The 15,706-nt window shown below is 72.7% G+C and carries 13 protein-coding genes; 2 read left to right on the top strand and 11 right to left on the bottom strand.

The annotated features are described in order from the left end of the window. Window positions 1-87 precede the first annotated feature (87 nt). The 6 genes from ACLQ25_RS03435 to tmk form a co-directional block, all read right to left on the bottom strand. On the bottom strand, window positions 88-927 hold the full coding sequence (locus tag ACLQ25_RS03435) for a PSP1 domain-containing protein (protein WP_425728965.1): 840 nt from the start codon (window positions 925-927) through the stop codon (window positions 88-90). A gap of 314 nt (window positions 928-1,241) precedes the next feature. Then, on the bottom strand, window positions 1,242-1,922 hold the full coding sequence (locus ACLQ25_RS03440; RefSeq protein WP_425728967.1) for a hypothetical protein: 681 nt from the start codon (window positions 1,920-1,922) through the stop codon (window positions 1,242-1,244). Continuing rightward, complete coding sequence (locus ACLQ25_RS03445) at window positions 1,922-2,227, bottom strand: hypothetical protein (RefSeq protein ID WP_425728969.1); 306 nt, start codon at window positions 2,225-2,227, stop codon at window positions 1,922-1,924. Before ACLQ25_RS03445 ends, ACLQ25_RS03440 begins: the two co-directional genes overlap by 1 nt. 1 nt (window position 2,228) lies before the next feature. Then, window positions 2,229-2,558 (bottom strand): YbaB/EbfC family nucleoid-associated protein, encoded by a 330-nt coding sequence (locus ACLQ25_RS03450; RefSeq protein WP_355049259.1) that lies wholly within the window; start codon window positions 2,556-2,558, stop codon window positions 2,229-2,231. Between the two features lie 122 nt (window positions 2,559-2,680). Then, window positions 2,681-3,931 (bottom strand): DNA polymerase III subunit delta', encoded by a 1,251-nt coding sequence (locus ACLQ25_RS03455; RefSeq protein WP_425728971.1) that lies wholly within the window; start codon window positions 3,929-3,931, stop codon window positions 2,681-2,683. Then, complete coding sequence (gene tmk, locus ACLQ25_RS03460; protein ID WP_425729214.1) at window positions 3,931-6,021, bottom strand: dTMP kinase; 2,091 nt, start codon at window positions 6,019-6,021, stop codon at window positions 3,931-3,933. Before tmk ends, ACLQ25_RS03455 begins: the two co-directional genes overlap by 1 nt. Window positions 6,022-6,338: 317 nt before the next feature. Between tmk and ACLQ25_RS03465 the strand changes: the two genes are divergently transcribed. Next, window positions 6,339-7,544: an amino acid deaminase/aldolase gene (locus ACLQ25_RS03465; RefSeq protein ID WP_425728973.1), complete on the top strand. Its 1,206-nt coding sequence runs from the start codon at window positions 6,339-6,341 to the stop codon at window positions 7,542-7,544. A gap of 18 nt (window positions 7,545-7,562) precedes the next feature. Here the strand turns inward: ACLQ25_RS03465 and ACLQ25_RS03470 are convergent, their stop codons facing one another. Continuing rightward, window positions 7,563-8,153, bottom strand: coding sequence for a TetR/AcrR family transcriptional regulator (locus ACLQ25_RS03470; RefSeq protein ID WP_357124646.1), 591 nt, complete (start codon window positions 8,151-8,153; stop codon window positions 7,563-7,565). A gap of 226 nt (window positions 8,154-8,379) precedes the next feature. On the opposite strand from ACLQ25_RS03470, the gene ACLQ25_RS03475 reads away from it, so the two are divergent. Beyond that, window positions 8,380-9,696, top strand: coding sequence for a D-arabinono-1,4-lactone oxidase (locus tag ACLQ25_RS03475; protein ID WP_425728975.1), 1,317 nt, complete (start codon window positions 8,380-8,382; stop codon window positions 9,694-9,696). Between the two features lie 100 nt (window positions 9,697-9,796). On the opposite strand, the gene ACLQ25_RS03480 is transcribed toward ACLQ25_RS03475, so the two are convergent. The 4 genes from ACLQ25_RS03480 to ACLQ25_RS03495 form a co-directional block, all read right to left on the bottom strand. Next, entirely contained in the window at window positions 9,797-11,023 is a 1,227-nt protein-coding gene (locus tag ACLQ25_RS03480; RefSeq protein WP_425728977.1) for a CapA family protein, read from the bottom strand. A gap of 77 nt (window positions 11,024-11,100) precedes the next feature. Continuing rightward, a complete protein-coding gene (gene topA / locus ACLQ25_RS03485) occupies window positions 11,101-13,956 on the bottom strand; it encodes a type I DNA topoisomerase (RefSeq protein ID WP_425728979.1) in 2,856 nt (951 codons plus the stop codon). Between the two features lie 453 nt (window positions 13,957-14,409). After that, complete coding sequence (locus ACLQ25_RS03490) at window positions 14,410-15,150, bottom strand: hypothetical protein (RefSeq protein WP_425728981.1); 741 nt, start codon at window positions 15,148-15,150, stop codon at window positions 14,410-14,412. Continuing rightward, window positions 15,141-15,680, bottom strand: a complete 540-nt coding sequence (locus ACLQ25_RS03495) for a hypothetical protein (protein WP_425728983.1) — start codon at window positions 15,678-15,680, stop codon at window positions 15,141-15,143. Before ACLQ25_RS03495 ends, ACLQ25_RS03490 begins: the two co-directional genes overlap by 10 nt. Window positions 15,681-15,706 lie beyond the last annotated feature (26 nt).

The following is a 15,706-nucleotide window of genomic DNA, read 5'->3' on the forward strand; positions in this document are numbered from 1 at the left end:
CCTAGCCACCGCTACACCACAACCCATCCCACGCCGCTTCGCGACGCGGGATGCTGCCGCGTGTCTACGCACGGTTCGATTTTCGAGTTAGGGGGTGTAGTGCTGGTCGTGGGCTTGGCGGGGGGCGCAGACGGAGGCGCGGGAGCAGGAGCAACGGGAGCCGTCCGCGTCGAGGCGTACGGTCACCGCGTCGCGGGGCACGCTGTGGCCGACCACTCGACCACTGCCCTCGGGCGTCGTGACCCGACTACCGACGGCGGGCGCGGTCTCCTGGAAGCGCTGGTACAGCGGATGTTCGTACTTGAGGCAACACATCAGTCGACCGCAGGCTCCCGAGATCCGCAGCGGGTTCAGCGGCAGGTCCTGGTCCTTGGCCATCCGGATGGTCACCGGCTCGAAGTCGGTGAGGAACGTCGCGCAGCACAGGTCACGACCACACGAGCCGATGCCGCCCTGGACCCGAGCCGAGTCGCGCGCCGAGAGCTGGCGCAGCTCGACCCGGCAGTGCAGGGTGGCGCCGAGGTCGCGGACCAGTGACCGGAAATCCACCCGGTGCGGGGCGGTGAAGTAGACCGTGCTGCGCTCGCCGCCGCCGTCGGCGGAGCCGAGCACATGGTCGACGGCCACCACTTTCATCGGCAGGCCGTGCGCGCGGATCAGCCGTTTGGCCGCCACCTTCGCCTCGGCCTTACGACGGCGCAGCGCCTCATCACGGCGCAGGTCGTCGTCGCCGGCCAGCCCCACCAGCCGGGGGAAGCCGTCGGTCTCCTCGCTCACCCACTGGGCGGCCCAGACGCACTCGGCGACCTCGGGTCCGTCGTCGGTCGGCACGAGCACCCGGTCGCCCACCTGGGGACTCAGGTCGCCCGGGTCCAGGTAGTAGAGGCGCCCGTACCGGTTGAAGCTGACCGCGCAGAGCATGCCCATCCCTCCACCCTACGACGGATCACCGCGGAGAACGCGGCGGGCGATACCTCCATCTCCATCCATGACCGTCGACTCGACCGATTGCCGGGCCACCCGTCGTGCCGATGATCCTCGCCCGGACGGTTGAATCCGTGCCCGGGAAGGGGACAAACGCTGCCGGACAGCGTTGAGTGGAGGCAGACCTGCGGGGGGTGCAGGGGGAAGACCACGGCGTCGCCGTGTGCGCCGGCTCTGCTCTGGCGCCCGCGAGCGACGCCGTGGCCTGTCCGCGAACCAACACCACGACCAGGCCCGGGAGCGGGCGCCGGATACGGCTACCAGCCAACCCGGGTGTGCTGGTCGTAGCGGGCGCGCTCCTGGGTCGGCGACCGCCAGGTGGACTCGGCCAGGCTCGGTGCCCACTGGCGCAGGAGTGTCTCGGCGCCGTCGTACGCGACGCAGAGCACCGCCAGCACCCGCGCGGCGATCTCGGCGGCGTCGGCGACGCCCGGCCCGACCGGCGTCAGGCGGTTCGGTGGGCCGGCGGCGGTGGCGGCGACCACGGCCACCGCCTCGGCCGAGCGCAGCAGGTCGGCCAGCGTCCGGGCGAGGGCGAGACGGCTGCCCTCCACCCAGTCGGCGAGCGCGTCCGCGTACCCGGCGGTGGATTCCATCCGCCCGACCAGGCTCTCCGGCCCCTCGTCCAGGTGGCGCAGCAGCGCGGCACGCTCCTGCCCGTACGCCGAGGCGGCCGGCCCGGACCAGAGCACGGGGTCGGTGAGCGCGGCACCGACGTCGTCGTACCCCCGGACGAGCCGGCGCACGGCGTGCCCGGCGCTGACGAGCGGCGCCGGGTGCAGGTCGAGGAAGCCCCGGACGGCGTCGCCCGGCAACACCTGCATCCGACGGAGCAGGGGCCACACCCGGTGCCCTTCGGGAACACCGGCGGCGAGCAACGCGTCCACCCGGCGCAGCAGGTCGAGGCCGGGTTCGGCGAGCCGGTCCAGTGGGTCCATCACGGCTCTCCGGTGATCCGGCGGCGGGCGGCGCGGTCGACCTCGGCGTACCGGTCGGCGGCCTCGCGGACCGCCGAGGCGGCAGCGGCGAGGCGGCCGGCGGCGGCTCGGGCCTCGCGGGCCCGGTCGTCGGAGGCGGCGGCCCACTGCCGATGCAGGGCGCGACCGATCTCGCCGGGGCGGCCCGGGGCGTCCGCGCCGAACGCGGCCTGGGCGGGATCACTGGCGGTGACGGTGTGGGACAGGGTGGTGAGCGTGGCGCTCGCCTCGTCGAGCCGGGCGGAGAGCGCGCGCAGCGTGTCCATGTCAGGCCCCCGCGAGCGGTCGGTAGGCGGCGAACGTCTCGTTGTGCAGCTTCTCCCGGGCCCACTCGGCCGCGTCCGCCGCCGCGGTGACCGCGGCCTGCACCGAGCCGGCCACGTCGCGCGGGCTGCGGGCGTGCAGTGGCCCCAGGAACCGGACGTCGGTGATGCGGCCGGCGGCGGTGACCACCACCTCGACCAACCCGTCCGGCGAACGGACGGTGACCTCGACCGTCGACACGGCCTGGTCGAACTCGGCCTGCAACGACTCGATACGGCGATAGCGCCGCACCGCCTCCTCGATCCAGGCCTCGTCGATCTCCCCCCGCGGCATCGGCGACTCCTCCCGGATGGATCATCACTGAGCGTGCCGCCACCGTCACCACGGCACACCGGACCGTACCGCACACCAATCGCACGTGTCGATGGCTGTGGACAACCGGCGGAAGCTGCTGGTCAGCCTTTCCAGAGGGCAAGCATCATCGCCTCGACGGCGATGCGCGGTTTGACGTTCGCGTCGATGGCCGCACGGCAGGCGAGCACGGCCTCCAGCCGGCGCAGCGACCCCTCGGCGTCCCACTTCTGGGCCCCGGCGCCGGCGAGCGCGGCGGTGTCGGTGTGCACCGGGTCGACCGGTGCGCGCAGCGCCATGGTGAGCGCGTCGCGGTAGAAGCCGGCCAGGTCGACGAGCGCGCGGTCCAGCGCGTCGCGCTGGGCGCGGGTGGCCCGCGACTTCTGCCGCTTCTCCAGCTCCTTGAGCTGACCGGCGGCACCCCGGATCGCGCCGGCCGCGCCCCGGCCGGTGCCGCCCGCGCCGAGCGCCGTCTCCAGTGCCGCCCGTTCGGCCGTGTCGGCCTCGGCGACCGACGCCTCGGCCTCCGCCTCGGCAGCCTCGATCAGCGCGGACGCCGCGTCGAACGCCGCGCCCACGCCGGTCAGCCGGCGCGGCACGGCGAGTACCGCCTCACGCCGCTTGCGGGCCTCCGGGTCGCGGGCCAGCCGGCGGGCCCGACCCACGTGCCCCTGCGCGGCCGCCGCCGCCCACTGCGCCACGTCGGGCGCGATGCCGTCCCGACGGACCAGCACCTCGGCCACCGCGGTGGCCGGCGGCTGCCGCAGGGGTACGACCCGACAGCGCGACCGGATGGTCACCGAGATGTCGTCCGGGTGGGTGGACGGGGCGCAGAGCAGGAAGACCGTCCGCGGTGGCGGCTCCTCGATGGCCTTGAGCAGGGCGTTACCGGCTGCCTCGGTGAGCCGGTCGGCGTCCTCGATGACCACCACCTGCCAGCGGCCGCCGGACGGGGTGCTGGCCGCGCGGAGCACCAGCGCGCGCATCTCGCCGACGCCGATGGAGAGCCCTTCCGGCACCACCAGCCGGACGTCGGCGTTGGTCCCGCCCATCGTGGTGTGGCAGCCGGGGCACTCGCCGCAACCGGTGCCGTACGCACACTGCAGGGCCGCGGCGAAGGCGCGCGCGGCGACCGAGCGACCGGACCCGGGTGGCCCGGTGAAGATCCAGGCGTGGGTCATCCCGGCGGACGGGTCGGGGGTGCCCGCCCCGGTTTCGGCCTCGCCCGCTGCGACGAGTGCGGGAGTCCGATCGGTCGCGGCGGCACGCAGCACGGCCGCCGCCGCGGCGGCGGCGCGGCGCAGTTCGGTCACCGCCTCGTCCTGACCGACCAGGTCGGCGAAGACGTCCGGCATCAGGTCTTGTGCTCCATCGTCACCAGCTCCGCGTCGGATAACTCAGGCTGCACCGAGGTGTCCGGGCCCTGCGCGGGGCGTGGGTGCACGATGCCGCCGGGCTTGCCGAGCATCTCCTCGACGCGCCGGACCACCAGCTGAGTGATCTCGCCGACCGGCCGGGACGCGTCGAGTACCAGGTAGCGCTTCGGGTCGGCGGCGGCGAGGTCGAGGAAGGCGTAGCGGACGCGCTCGTGGAAGGCGATCGACTCGGCTTCGAGCCGGTCGGCGGCACCGCTGCGCGAGGCGACCCGGGACAGGCCGGTGCGCGGCTCGACGTCGAGCAGCACCACGAGGTCGGGCTTGAGGCCGCCGGTGGCCCAGGAGGAGAGCCAGGAGACCTCGTCGACCGGGAGCGTGCGCCCGGCGCCCTGGTAGGCGAGCGACGAGTCGACGTACCGGTCACTGATCACCACGCCACCGCGGATGAGCGCGGGCCGGACGACGGAGGCCACGTGGTGCGCCCGGTCGGCGGCGTAGAGCAGCGCCTCGGCGCGTGGGGACGGCGCCTCGTCGCCGGAGGTGTCCAGCACCAGCGACCGGATCCGCCGGCCGACGGCGGTGGCCCCCGGTTCGCGGGTGACCAGCACGTCGCGCCCGTCGGTGCGCAGCCGCTCGGCGAGCGCGGTGAGTTGGGTGGACTTGCCGGCGCCCTCGCCGCCCTCGAACACCACGAACAGCCCGGCGGAGACGAACGGCTCCGCCGGGGTCAGCGGGCGGCCCCGGATCGAGCCCCAGAGGTCGGCGAGGACCGGGACGCCCTTCTTGTCGTCCATCTGGCCGAAGGCGCTGATCCCGGCGAAGATGCCGGCGGCGCCGGCCGCGAGCAGCAGCAGTCGGGTGGAGGAGACGGAGATGCCGAGGTCGGCGATCTCCAGCTTGCGCGAGCCACCGACGCCGACCAGGACGCTGCTCAGCCCGATGGCCAGGATCAGCACCAGTCGGGTGCCGATCTGCACCACCGCGAACACCCGGCCACGCACCTCGTCGGCCACCTCCCCGCCCAGCAGCGTGGTGCCGGCCAGGAAGGCCATGCCCGCGCCGGCGCCGACCAGCACCGCGCCGACGATCGCCATGGACAGGTGGATAGCGAAGGCGAGGGTCATCACGGCGGCGCTGGCCAGCACGATGCTAATGCCGAACCAGCGACGCCGGGACATCTCCTTGACGACCATCGGGCCGAGCCCGATGCCGAGCGCCAGACCGACGAAGATCGCGCCGAAGAGCAGCGAGAACGCGGCGTCGCCGGCGCCCAGTGAGTTGGCGAAGAACTTGGCCGTGCCGACCACGATGCCGCCGCCGGCGAACGCGCCGAAGATGCCCAGCACCAGGCCGCGCACGAGCGGGGTCTGGCCGATGAATTTCCAGCCCTCGGAGAACTGCCGGAACATGCTCTGCTCGGAACGCCCCGCCTCGCCGCGCTGGGCCTCGCTGATCTCCTTGATCCCGAACGCCACCACCAACGCGGTGGCGAGCCGGGAGAAGGCGTTGAACCAGAGTGCGAGTTGAGCCGGTTCGGCCCAGGAGGGTAGGTCGCCGCCCACCGCGCCTCTGACACCACGGTCCAGCACGGCGAGGCCGATGGCCGCGGCCACCGGGGTGAGGCCGTACGTGGTGATCAACGTGAGCTGGTTGGCCGCCTCCAGGCGGGCCCGCGGGATCAGGTTGGGGACCGCGGCCTCCTTGGCCGGGATCCAGAGCAGGGTGAGCGACTCGATCAGGAAGGTGGCGATCAGCGCCCAGCCGACCACCAGGCCGCCGGCGGCGCCGCTGAGCGCGTAGAGCGGAATGGAGGCGAAGAGCACGAAGCGCAGCAGGTCGCAGATGACCATCGTCCAACGCCGGTCGAACCGGTCGGCGAAGACGCCGGCCACCGGGCCGAGCACCAGCGCGGGCAACAGTCGGATCGCGGTGACCCCGCCGAACGCGGCACCCTGGGCGGTGCTGCCCTGCACCTGCGAGGCGGCGAAGAGGGCGGTGGCGAGCAAGCCGAGCCAGTCACCGAAGGAGGCCGCGCCGAGCACGATCCAGAGCCGGCGGAACGGCCTGATTCGCAGTACCGAGCGGATCGCGGCGTAGCCGGACGCGTCGACCTGACCACCGCTGGACTGGTTGGCGGCGCTGCCCGACTGCTCACCCGCGCGCGACACGCCGGGCGACTCGCCGCTGTTCTGGCTTTCGATGGCCGTACCTCCACGTGCCGGCCCATCGCTGGGCACCCCCGGTGGAACACTCTAGACCCGGTGGGGGCCGCCCCACCGGCGACATTCTCCTGCTCGCTGAGCCTAGGCCGCCGACGCCGTCGACCGCAGCCCGGGACGTATGCGAGGGTGTTTCGCATTCATCGTCGGACAGTTAGCGTGCACACGTGGCCATCGAAAGCGACAAACTGCGCGAGCGCCTGGACCGGGCGACCGCCCATCTCGACCCCCCGTACGCCGTGGTGGATCTCACCGCCTATGACGCCAACGCGGCGGCCCTGGCCGACCGCGCAGCCGGCAAGCCGATCCGGCTGGCCAGCAAGTCCGTGCGCAGCCGGGACCTGATCGGCCGGGCGCTCAACCGGCCCGGTTGGCAGGGTGTCATGGCGTTCACCCTCCCCGAGGCGATCTGGCTGGTCCGGGCCGGTCTGAGCGACGACGTGCTGGTGGCGTACCCGAGCGCCGACCGGGCGGCCCTCACCGAGCTGGCCGCCGATCCGACACTCGCCGCCGCGATCACCCTGATGATCGACGGCACCGGTCAGCTCGACTTCGTCGACGCCGTCCGCGCCCCGGGGCAACGCGCCGAGCTGCGGCTCTGCCTCGACCTGGACGCCTCCTGGCGACCGCTGCGTGGCGTGCACGTCGGCGTCCGCCGCTCGCCGGTGCACAGCGCCCGGGCGGCGGGCGCGCTCGCCGCCACCGTCGCCGGCCGCGCCGGCTTCCGGCTGGTCGGGCTCATGTCGTACGAGGCGCAGATCGCCGGCCTGGGCGACGCGCCGCCGGGGCGGACGCTGCTGGCGGGCGCGATCAGGCTGGCCCAGCGCGGCTCCTACCGCGAGTTGCTGGCCCGCCGTGGCGCGGCGGTGGCGGCGGTACGCGAACACGCCGACCTGGAGTTCGTCAACGGCGGCGGCACCGGCAGCGTGGCCGCGACCAGCGCCGATCCCGCGGTCACCGAGGTCACCGCGGGATCGGGCCTGTACGGGCCGACGCTGTTCGACGCGTACCGCGCCTGGCGGCCCACCCCGGCGGCGTTCTTCGCCTGCGCGGTGGTCCGCCGACCGACGCCGGAGTTGGCGACCGTGCTCGGCGGCGGTTGGATCGCCTCCGGCCAGGCCGCCGACAGCCGGCTGCCCCGACCGTGGCTGCCGGCCGGCCTGAAGCTCGTCGGCACCGAGGGCGCCGGCGAGGTGCAGACCCCTCTCTCCGGCGCGGCGGCGGCCACCCTGCGCGTCGGCGACCGGGTGTGGTTCCGGCACGCCAAGGCAGGTGAGCTGTGCGAACGGGTCAACGAGCTGCACCTTGTCGAGGGGGACGCGGTCGTGGCGACCGTGCCCACCTACCGGGGCGAGGGCAAGGCCTTCCTTTAGGTGGCCCGCACCGCCAGGTCAGGCGGACTGGGCGGCCTCTGCGCGCTGCTCGCTCTCGCATCCGTCGACCTGGCGGTGCAGGTACTCCCGGATCAGCGCCTTCGCCTCGAGCAGGACCCGCTCGTCGCCGTCGGACTTCCGTCGGAACGCGAGCTTGATCAACGCGTCGGCGGCCTCCACGGCGATCTCCAGGACGAAGCGCAGCTTCGGCACGTCGGTCAGACCGAAGCGCTCGGTGAGCACCCGCGCCAACTGGTCGGCGATCACGCCGTTGTTGTCACGCTGCTCGTCGAGCAGGTGCAGGTCGACCACGTCGCCGAAGTGCAGGGTACGGAAGCCGGGAACGGTGCGGTGCATCGTGATGTACTCGTCGATTCCCGCGTCGACGCCGTCCCACCAGTGGGTCATCTCGTCGGAGGCGAAGCGCTCGTCGAGCCGCTGCAGGTAGGACTCCATCGTGCGCAGGGTCAACGCCTGCACGATCGCCCGCTTGTCCGGAAAGAACTGGTAGACCGACCCGATCGCCACTTCGGCGCGCTCCGCGAGCAGGGTCGTGGTCAGCCCCTCGTACCCCACCTCGTCGACGAGCTCGGCGCAGGCGTCCAACATGCGCTGTACCCGCGCGACACTTCGACCCTGCACCGGTACGCGGCGCAGCGGCCCGGTCGTGGCGGCTGGTGTGGACACTCGGCGCCACCCCCCTTCGACGGATGAACATATCTCTTGGTCACGAGTCCGTGACTACCGGTACAACGAGCGGACTGCAATTGCGGTATTTACCAGGGACAACGTTCCTGATATGAAGTCAGTTCATATTCATGAATGAGGAGCGCGCATGGTCGGCACCGCACCGCTCACCGCCCCCTGGTCCAACTGGGCCGGCAACCAGCGTGGCAGCGCCACCGCCATCCTGCGCCCCGGCTCGCCGGACGATGCGGCGGAAGCCGTCCGGGACGCCGCCGCCGCCGGAGGCCGCATCCGCGTCGCGGGCAGCGGCCACTCGTTCACCGCCGTCGCCCTCGCCGACGACCGGCGGATGGAGTTGTCCGAGCTGGAGACCTGCGTCAGCGTGGACGTCGCGCGCCGACTGGTCACCGTGCCGGCGGGAATGCCCCTGCACGCGCTCAACGGACTGCTCGCCCGGCACGGCCTCGCGCTGCCCAACCTGGGCGACATCGACGCGCAGACCATCGCCGGCGCCATCTCCACCGGCACCCACGGCACCGGCGCCGGCTACGGCTGCCTCTCCACCTTCGTCGAGGCCCTCACCCTGGTCACCGGCACGGGCGAGGTGCTGCGCTGCTCCGCGGACGAGCACCCCGACGTCTTCGCCGCCGCCCGGGTCTCGCTCGGCGCGCTCGGCGTCCTGGTCGAGGTGACCCTGCGCTGCGTGGACGCCTTCGTCCTACACGCCCACAAACGCCCCGCCGCCCTCGACGACGTGCTCGGCGACCTGCCCGCGCTGATCGGCCGGCACGACCACGTCGAGTTCTACTGGTTCCCCTACACGTCCCGGGTCCAGGTGAAGGCCAACGACCGGGTACCCGCCAACGACCGGCCGCTGTCCCGCTGGCGCGGCTGGCTGGACGACGACTTCCTGTCCAACCGGGTCTTCGCCGGGGCCTGCCGCCTCGGTCGGGCCGTGCCCGCCCTGGCACCCGGCATCAGCGCTGTCTCGGCCCGCGCGCTCACCGAACGGCGGTACACCGGACGCTCCGACCGGGTGTTCTGCACCCCGCGCCGGGTTCGCTTCGTCGAGATGGAGTACGGCCTCCCCCGCGCCGCGCTACCCGAGGCGCTCACCGCGCTGCGACGGATCGTGGACGGGCTCCCGTTCAAGATCCTCTTCCCGGTCGAGGTGCGCTTCACCGCCGCCGACGACATCTGGCTGTCCCACGGCTACGGCCGGGACAACGCGTACATCGCCGTACACCAGTACGTCGGCATGCCGTACGAGCCGTACTTTCAGGCGTTCGAGAAGGTCGCCGCGGCACTGGGCGGCCGCCCGCACTGGGGCAAGCTGCACTACCGCGACGCGGCGTCCCTCGCCGAGGCGTACCCCCGTTTCGCCGACTTCCAGGCGGTCCGCGACCGCCTGGACCCCCACCGCGTCTTCGCCAGCCCTCACCTGACCCACGTCCTCGGCGCCTGAGGGCGGCGTCCGCCCGTCAGACGTCCAGGACCACCGGCGGTGTCGACCACGTGGTGCGCGCCCGCGGTCGGCGCCTGTTCGACCTGGTCGCGCGTGGCGCTCAGCCGCCCGACGCCACCACCTGGTCCGGGCCGGCACCCAGGGCCCGGACGTAGCCGAGCACCCGCTGGTACGCCGTCCGATAGTCGCCCCGGAGGGGTGGCGGGGTGCCCGGGTCGGCAAGCGCCGCGGTCAGGTCGACCAGCCGGAGGGCCGGCGTCAGGTCGGTCCAGGTTGGCAGTGCCTCCATCCGGGTCACCGTCCAGCGCCCCGGAGCCGTCTCGGTGAAGGTCGCCCGGACCATCACACCCTCGCGGTTGTCGTCGATCGGCTCCTCGTGCCGGGCCAGTTCGTTGCCCATGCCGAAGACCACCCACTTGTCGCCGAAGCGCTGGAACGGCTGCACCGCGTGGGCGTGATGGCCCAGGATGAGGTCCACGTCGGGCGAGGAGATCAACTGCTGGGCCCAGGCCCGCTGGTCGGAGTCCGGCAGGTGCTGATACTCCGTGCCCCAGTGCAGGCTGAGCACGACGATGTCGGCACCGGCGGCCCGCGCCCTGTGGGCGGCGGCGAGGATCTCGGGCGGATCGATCAGGTTGGCCAACCACGGCTTGCCCGGGGGGCGACTCAGCCCGTTGAAGTTCAGGCTGTACGCCAGGTGCGCGACGCGAACGTCGCCGACCTGGTAGATCCGGGGTCGGGTCGCTTCGGCGGCGCTGCGGGCACTGCCGGTGTGCCCCAGCCCGGCGGCGTCGAGTGCGCGGATTGTCCGGGCCACCCCGTCGGCGCCTTGGTCGAGGGTGTGGTTGGAGGCGGTTGAGCAGCCGTCAAACCCGGTGGCGCGCAGCCCGTCGAGCACCTGCGGGGGCGCGTTGAACGACGGATAGCCGGCGAACGGGCCGGCGGGATCGGCCAGCGGCGTCTCGAGGTGGCACAGCGCCAGGTCGGCGTCGCGGACCGCCGGGGCGACCCCGGCGAACATCGGGGCGAAGTCCATGCTTCCGGCGCGGGCACCGTCCCGGCGCGCCTGGTCGGTCACCGCTGGATGGATCAGAACGTCGCCCGCGGCGACGAGTCGTACGGTCCGCCGGTCGGCGGGACTCCGGGTCGGCCCGGCGGACGGCCCGGGGGCGACGGCCTGCGGTGGAGCGTGCCACGCGCCAGCGACGGCTGGCGAGGGGTCGTCCGCGTCCATCGTCCGGATGCCGATCGCGGCCACGACGAGCAGCAACGCACCCGCCGCAGAACCGATGAGAACGCGGGGGCGCGGGACAGGGACTGCGAACATCCCCTCACGTTAGGCAGTCCACGCCAGAGCCCGGCCACCAAACTGGACATTTAACCCATTTGGGGCGGAAGCTAGTGTCACCCCTCGGCAGGACCGGTGGCGGCCTTCTTCGGAGCCGCCTTCTTCGCCGGAGCCGCCTTCCTGGCCGCCGTCGCCTTGGCAGTGGTGGTCTTCTTCGCGGCGGTGGACTTCGCGGCGGCAGCCGTCTTCTTCGTCGCCGTGGCCTTCTTCGCCGCCGTCGCCTTCTTCGCCGGGGCCTTCTTCGCCGCCGCCTTCTTGCGCGGCGCCGGACCCTTGGCCCGCTTGTCGGCCAGCATCTCGGACGCTTCCTCGATGCTCAGCGCCTCCGGGGTCTGCCCGCGCCGCAGGGACGCGTTGAACTCGCCGTCGGTGACGTACGGGCCGAACCGCCCGTCCTTGATCACCAGCGGCTTCTCGGTCAACGGGTCGACGCCCATCTCGCGCAGCGGCGGCGCGGCGGCCCGGCGGCCCCGGGTCTTCGGAGCGGCCAACAGGGCCAGCGCCTCGTCCAGGGTGACCGTGAACATCTGCTCTTCGGATTCGAGCGAGCGGAACTCCTCGCCCTGCTTCACGTACGGGCCGTAGCGACCGTTGTTGGCGAACACCTCAACGCCGTCGGGCGCGACGCCCACCAACCGGGGCAGGCTCAGCAGCCGCAGCGCCTCGTCGAGGGAGAGCGAGTCCGGTGTCTGCGAGCGCAGCAGCGAGGACTTGCGCTCGCCGCTGGAGACGTACGGGCCGAAGCGGCCGGACTTGAGCACGATCGGCTCGCCGGTGGCCGGGTCGTCGCCGAGCTTGCGCTCGCCGCTGCCGCCGAGGAACAGCTCGTGCACCTTCTCCGGGGTCAGCTCGTCCGGGGCCATGCCCTCGGGGATCGGCGCCCGGTCACCCTGGGGGCCAGCCTCCTCGCCCTCGGCCGGAGCGGCCGGCGTCTCGCCGGGAACCGCCCGCTGGAGGTACGGCCCGTACCGCCCGACCCGGACGACGACCTCGCGGCCGTCCTCGTCGGTGAAGAGCGGGATCGAGTTGACGCTGCGCGCGTCGATCTCGCTCAGGTTCTCGGTGACGAGCTTCTTGAGCCCACCGGAGCGGGCGATGTCCTGGTCGCCGGCACCGTTGGAGCTGCCGAAGTAGAACGCGGTGAGGAAGTCGACAGCGGCGTGGTCACCACCGGCGATCTCGTCCAGCTCGTTCTCCATCGTGGCGGTGAAGTCGTAGTCGATGAGGCGGGGGTAGTGCCGCTCCATCAGTCCGATCACCGCGAAGGCCAGGAACGTGGGGATCATCGCCTGGCCGCGCTTGGTGACGTACCCCCGGTCCTGGATCGTCTGCATGATCGACGCGTACGTCGACGGGCGGCCGATGCCCAACTCCTCCAGGGCCTTGACCAGCGACGCCTCGGTGTAGCGCGACGGCGGCTGGGTGTGGTGGCCCTGCGCGGCCAGCTCGTCGGCGGTCAGCCGCTGGTCCTTGACCAGGGTGGGCAGCCGACGCTCGGCGTCCTCGGCCTCGGCGTTCTCGTCGTCGCTGGACTCGACGTACGCGCGCAGGAAGCCCGGGTCGGTGATGGTCTTGCCGGTCGCGCCGAAGTCGGCCTCCTCCTGGGAGGTGGAGACCGCGCGGATGCGCACCGAGACGCTGGAACCGACGGCGTCGGTCATCTGCGAGGCGATCGTGCGCCGCCAGATCAGCTCGTAGAGCTTGAACTCCTCGGCGGACAGCTCCTTGGCCACCTCGCCCGGGGTACGGAAGTTGTCCCCCGCCGGGCGGATCGCCTCGTGCGCCTCCTGGGCATTCTTGACCTTGCCGGTGTAGCGACGCGGCTCCGGCGGAACGCTGCGCTCGCCGTACAGCTCGACGATCTGCCGGCGGGCCGCCGAGATGGCGGTCTCCGACAGGTTCACCGAGTCGGTACGCATATAGGTGATGTAGCCGTTCTCGTAGAGGCGCTGCGCGGTGCGCATCGTCTGCTGCGAGGACAGGCGCAGCTTGCGGGCCGCCTCCTGCTGGAGCGTCGAGGTGATGAACGGCGCGTACGGGCGGCGGCGGTACGGCTTCTCCTCGACCCGGGTGACCGTGAACGGCCGCCCGTCGAGCCGGGCGGCCAGACCCCGGGCACCGCTCTCGTCGAGGTGGACGACGCCCGCGCCGGCCCGGACCTTGCCCGTGGTGGGCTCGAAGTCCTTACCGGTGGCGATCCGGTCGCCGTTGAGCGCGATCAGGGTGGCGTTGAAGGTACGCGGCCCCTCACCGGCGTTGACCACGGCGAGGGTGGCCAGGATGTCCCAGTATTCGGCGGTGCGGAACGCCATCCGCTGCCGCTCCCGCTCCACCACGATCCGGGTCGCCACGGACTGCACCCGGCCCGCCGAGAGCTTCGGCATGACCTTCTTCCACAGCACCGGGGAGACCTCGTAGCCGTAGAGGCGGTCGAGGATGCGCCGCGCCTCCTGGGCGTCGACCAGGTCGCGGTCGATCTCCCGGGGGTTGGCCACGGCGGCCTGGATCGCCGGCTTGGTGATCTCGTGGAAGACCATCCGCTTGACCGGGACCTTGGGCTTGAGGGTCTCGACCAGGTGCCAGGCGATGGCCTCGCCCTCGCGGTCCTCATCCGTCGCCAGGAAGATCTCGTCGACCTCCTTGGACAGCTTCACCAGCTTGCTGATCTGCTGTCGGCGGTCGGCCGAGACGACGTAGAGGGCGTGGAAGCCGTTGTCCACATCCACCCCGAGGCGGGCCCAGGACTCGCCCTTGTACTTGGCCGGCACGTCGGCGGCGTTGCGCGGCAGGTCGCGGACGTGACCGAAGCTGGCCTCCACGACGTACCCCGGGCCGAGGTAGCCCGAGATCGTCTTGGCCTTCGCCGGTGACTCGACGATGACCAGACGGGTGGTTCCAGCGTTGCTCGGCACGTCTCTCCCCGACCTCACTCCTGCTCGTGGCCGGCCGGCGCCTAACGACAGCGACCGCTCTCGACCCCGCCGTGGCACCGGCGGTCCGGATGTCCAACGTAACGCGCCGTCCGCGTTTCGGGTTTCGCGGGCGGCAATCCGCTGCGGCGCGGCGGTCGAATCCCGCCCGCCGTGCTCGACACTGCCAGACGGCGCCACCGTACACCGTGGGTAGGCCCCGAAGCGGGTCCCTGTGACGATGAGGGACCCCCAACCAGCCCATCCAAGCCCAGCTGTCCAACACCAGACACCCCACCCCGGCCCCTCCCCGGCCCCTCCCGCTCGCGTCGATCATGGAGTTGTGGTGGGCGTTTAGGCCCCGAAGGAGAAGTACGTCCACCACCACAACTCCATGATCGACGCCGACTTTGGGCGGGGGCGGGGCGGCGGGGCGGCGGGCCGGGGCGGGGAGGGTTAGGGCCAGGCGTCGGGTGGGGCGGGTGCAGGCGGGGCGCCGACCAGTTCGGCGAGGCGGGCCAACCGGCGTCTGCCGGTTATCCGATACGCCGGGCCGCCCTCGTCGGGGCCGAGCAGCGTGCCGGCCAGGCCGGCGGCGGCGAGGGCCGCGCCGATCGCGTCCCAGGACCGCTGGTCATCCGCGCCGAGGCGCAGCAGGAAGCCGCCGGGCGGCTCCGGCGTCCCCGCGGCGGCGAGCCACAGCCGCAGCCGCCGGCCGGTCAGGTGGAAGGCCGGCGGAGGACGCTTCGCCGGCCCGTCCAGCCAGGCGACCGCGAGCGGCTTCAACAACCGGGTGTACGACGTCCGCACGGCGTGCCGCTGGTCCTCGGTCGGCTCCCAGCTCGCGGCCAACCCGCGCAGCGCCAGTTCGGCGACGAGCACGTGCACCCGCCAGGCGGCGTCCACCCGCACCGCGAGTCGGGCGGTCCCGCCCATCCGGACGACCTCGCCCGGCCCGGCGAGCAGCCCGGCCAGATCGGCGACCGCCGGTTCGGCCGCATCCGCGCCGAAGAAGACGAGTTGCCGTCCCCCGTCGTCGGCCCGGGGTGGCCCGGGAGGGGTCGACTCGGAACCGCCGCGCCGCCGGCTCGGACCCGCAGGCGCCGGGTCGGCCCGCGACGGGTCGGGCTCGGGTACGGGGAACAGCGCCGGCAGCGACTGCGCGGCCGGCGTGTCACCGAGCCCGTTCACCGACACTCGGGCACCTCGTCGAAGGCCTGTTTCAGCTCCTCGGAGTTGAGCTTGCTGGTGTCCAGCGCGCTGGCGTCGTACTCCTTGTTCAAGGTGTCGACGGCGGCCCGCACGCCGTCGTAGAAGGCGGCGGGCTCGCCGGTGCCCAGCCCCTCGATGGTGTCCCGGGCGCGGCCGTAGGCGTCCCGCATCTTCTCCAGCGACCCCCGGAAACCGGCGGAGATGGCCGCACCGTTGTCGGTCTCCGGGACGCCGGCCTGCTCGACCTTGCGGCGCGCGAGCTCGCTGGCCTGTTCCGCGCCGCCGAAGAGCCGCACCAGGTTCTCCTTGGCCTGCGCCGGAGTGGTCTGCGCCGTCATCTGCTGATCGGTGCTGCTGGTCAACTTGCTGATCTCGGAGCGCCACGGGGTGAGCGCGCCGCAGACCGAGGCCGCCCAGGCCCGTGGGCTGGGCCCACCGCAGCCGGTGAGGACGACGACGAGCGTGGCCAGGACCACCGTGAGCTTTCCGACGGCAGACGCCCGGCACGTACGCATGCGTTGCAGCGTACGACCTTCGGCCA

The organism is Micromonospora sp. DT44, from assembly GCF_049841635.1.
In the GTDB taxonomy this organism is placed as follows: domain Bacteria; phylum Actinomycetota; class Actinomycetes; order Mycobacteriales; family Micromonosporaceae; genus Micromonospora.

What these genes read in the sequence shown, in the direction of transcription:
- ACLQ25_RS03435 (WP_425728965.1), bottom strand. Translation starts at nt 927, where the DNA reads ATGGGCATGCTCTGCGCGGTCAGCTTCAACCGGTACGGGCGCCTCTAC.
- ACLQ25_RS03440 (WP_425728967.1), bottom strand. Translation starts at nt 1,922, where the DNA reads ATGGACCCACTGGACCGGCTCGCCGAACCCGGCCTCGACCTGCTGCGC.
- ACLQ25_RS03445 (WP_425728969.1), bottom strand. Translation starts at nt 2,227, where the DNA reads ATGGACACGCTGCGCGCGCTCTCCGCCCGGCTCGACGAGGCGAGCGCC.
- ACLQ25_RS03450 (WP_355049259.1), bottom strand. Translation starts at nt 2,558, where the DNA reads ATGCCGCGGGGGGAGATCGACGAGGCCTGGATCGAGGAGGCGGTGCGG.
- ACLQ25_RS03455 (WP_425728971.1), bottom strand. Translation starts at nt 3,931, where the DNA reads ATGCCGGACGTCTTCGCCGACCTGGTCGGTCAGGACGAGGCGGTGACC.
- ACLQ25_RS03470 (WP_357124646.1), bottom strand. Translation starts at nt 8,153, where the DNA reads ATGTTGGACGCCTGCGCCGAGCTCGTCGACGAGGTGGGGTACGAGGGG.
- ACLQ25_RS03475 (WP_425728975.1), top strand. Translation starts at nt 8,380, where the DNA reads ATGGTCGGCACCGCACCGCTCACCGCCCCCTGGTCCAACTGGGCCGGC.
- ACLQ25_RS03480 (WP_425728977.1), bottom strand. Translation starts at nt 11,023, where the DNA reads ATGTTCGCAGTCCCTGTCCCGCGCCCCCGCGTTCTCATCGGTTCTGCG.
- ACLQ25_RS03495 (WP_425728983.1), bottom strand. Translation starts at nt 15,680, where the DNA reads ATGCGTACGTGCCGGGCGTCTGCCGTCGGAAAGCTCACGGTGGTCCTG.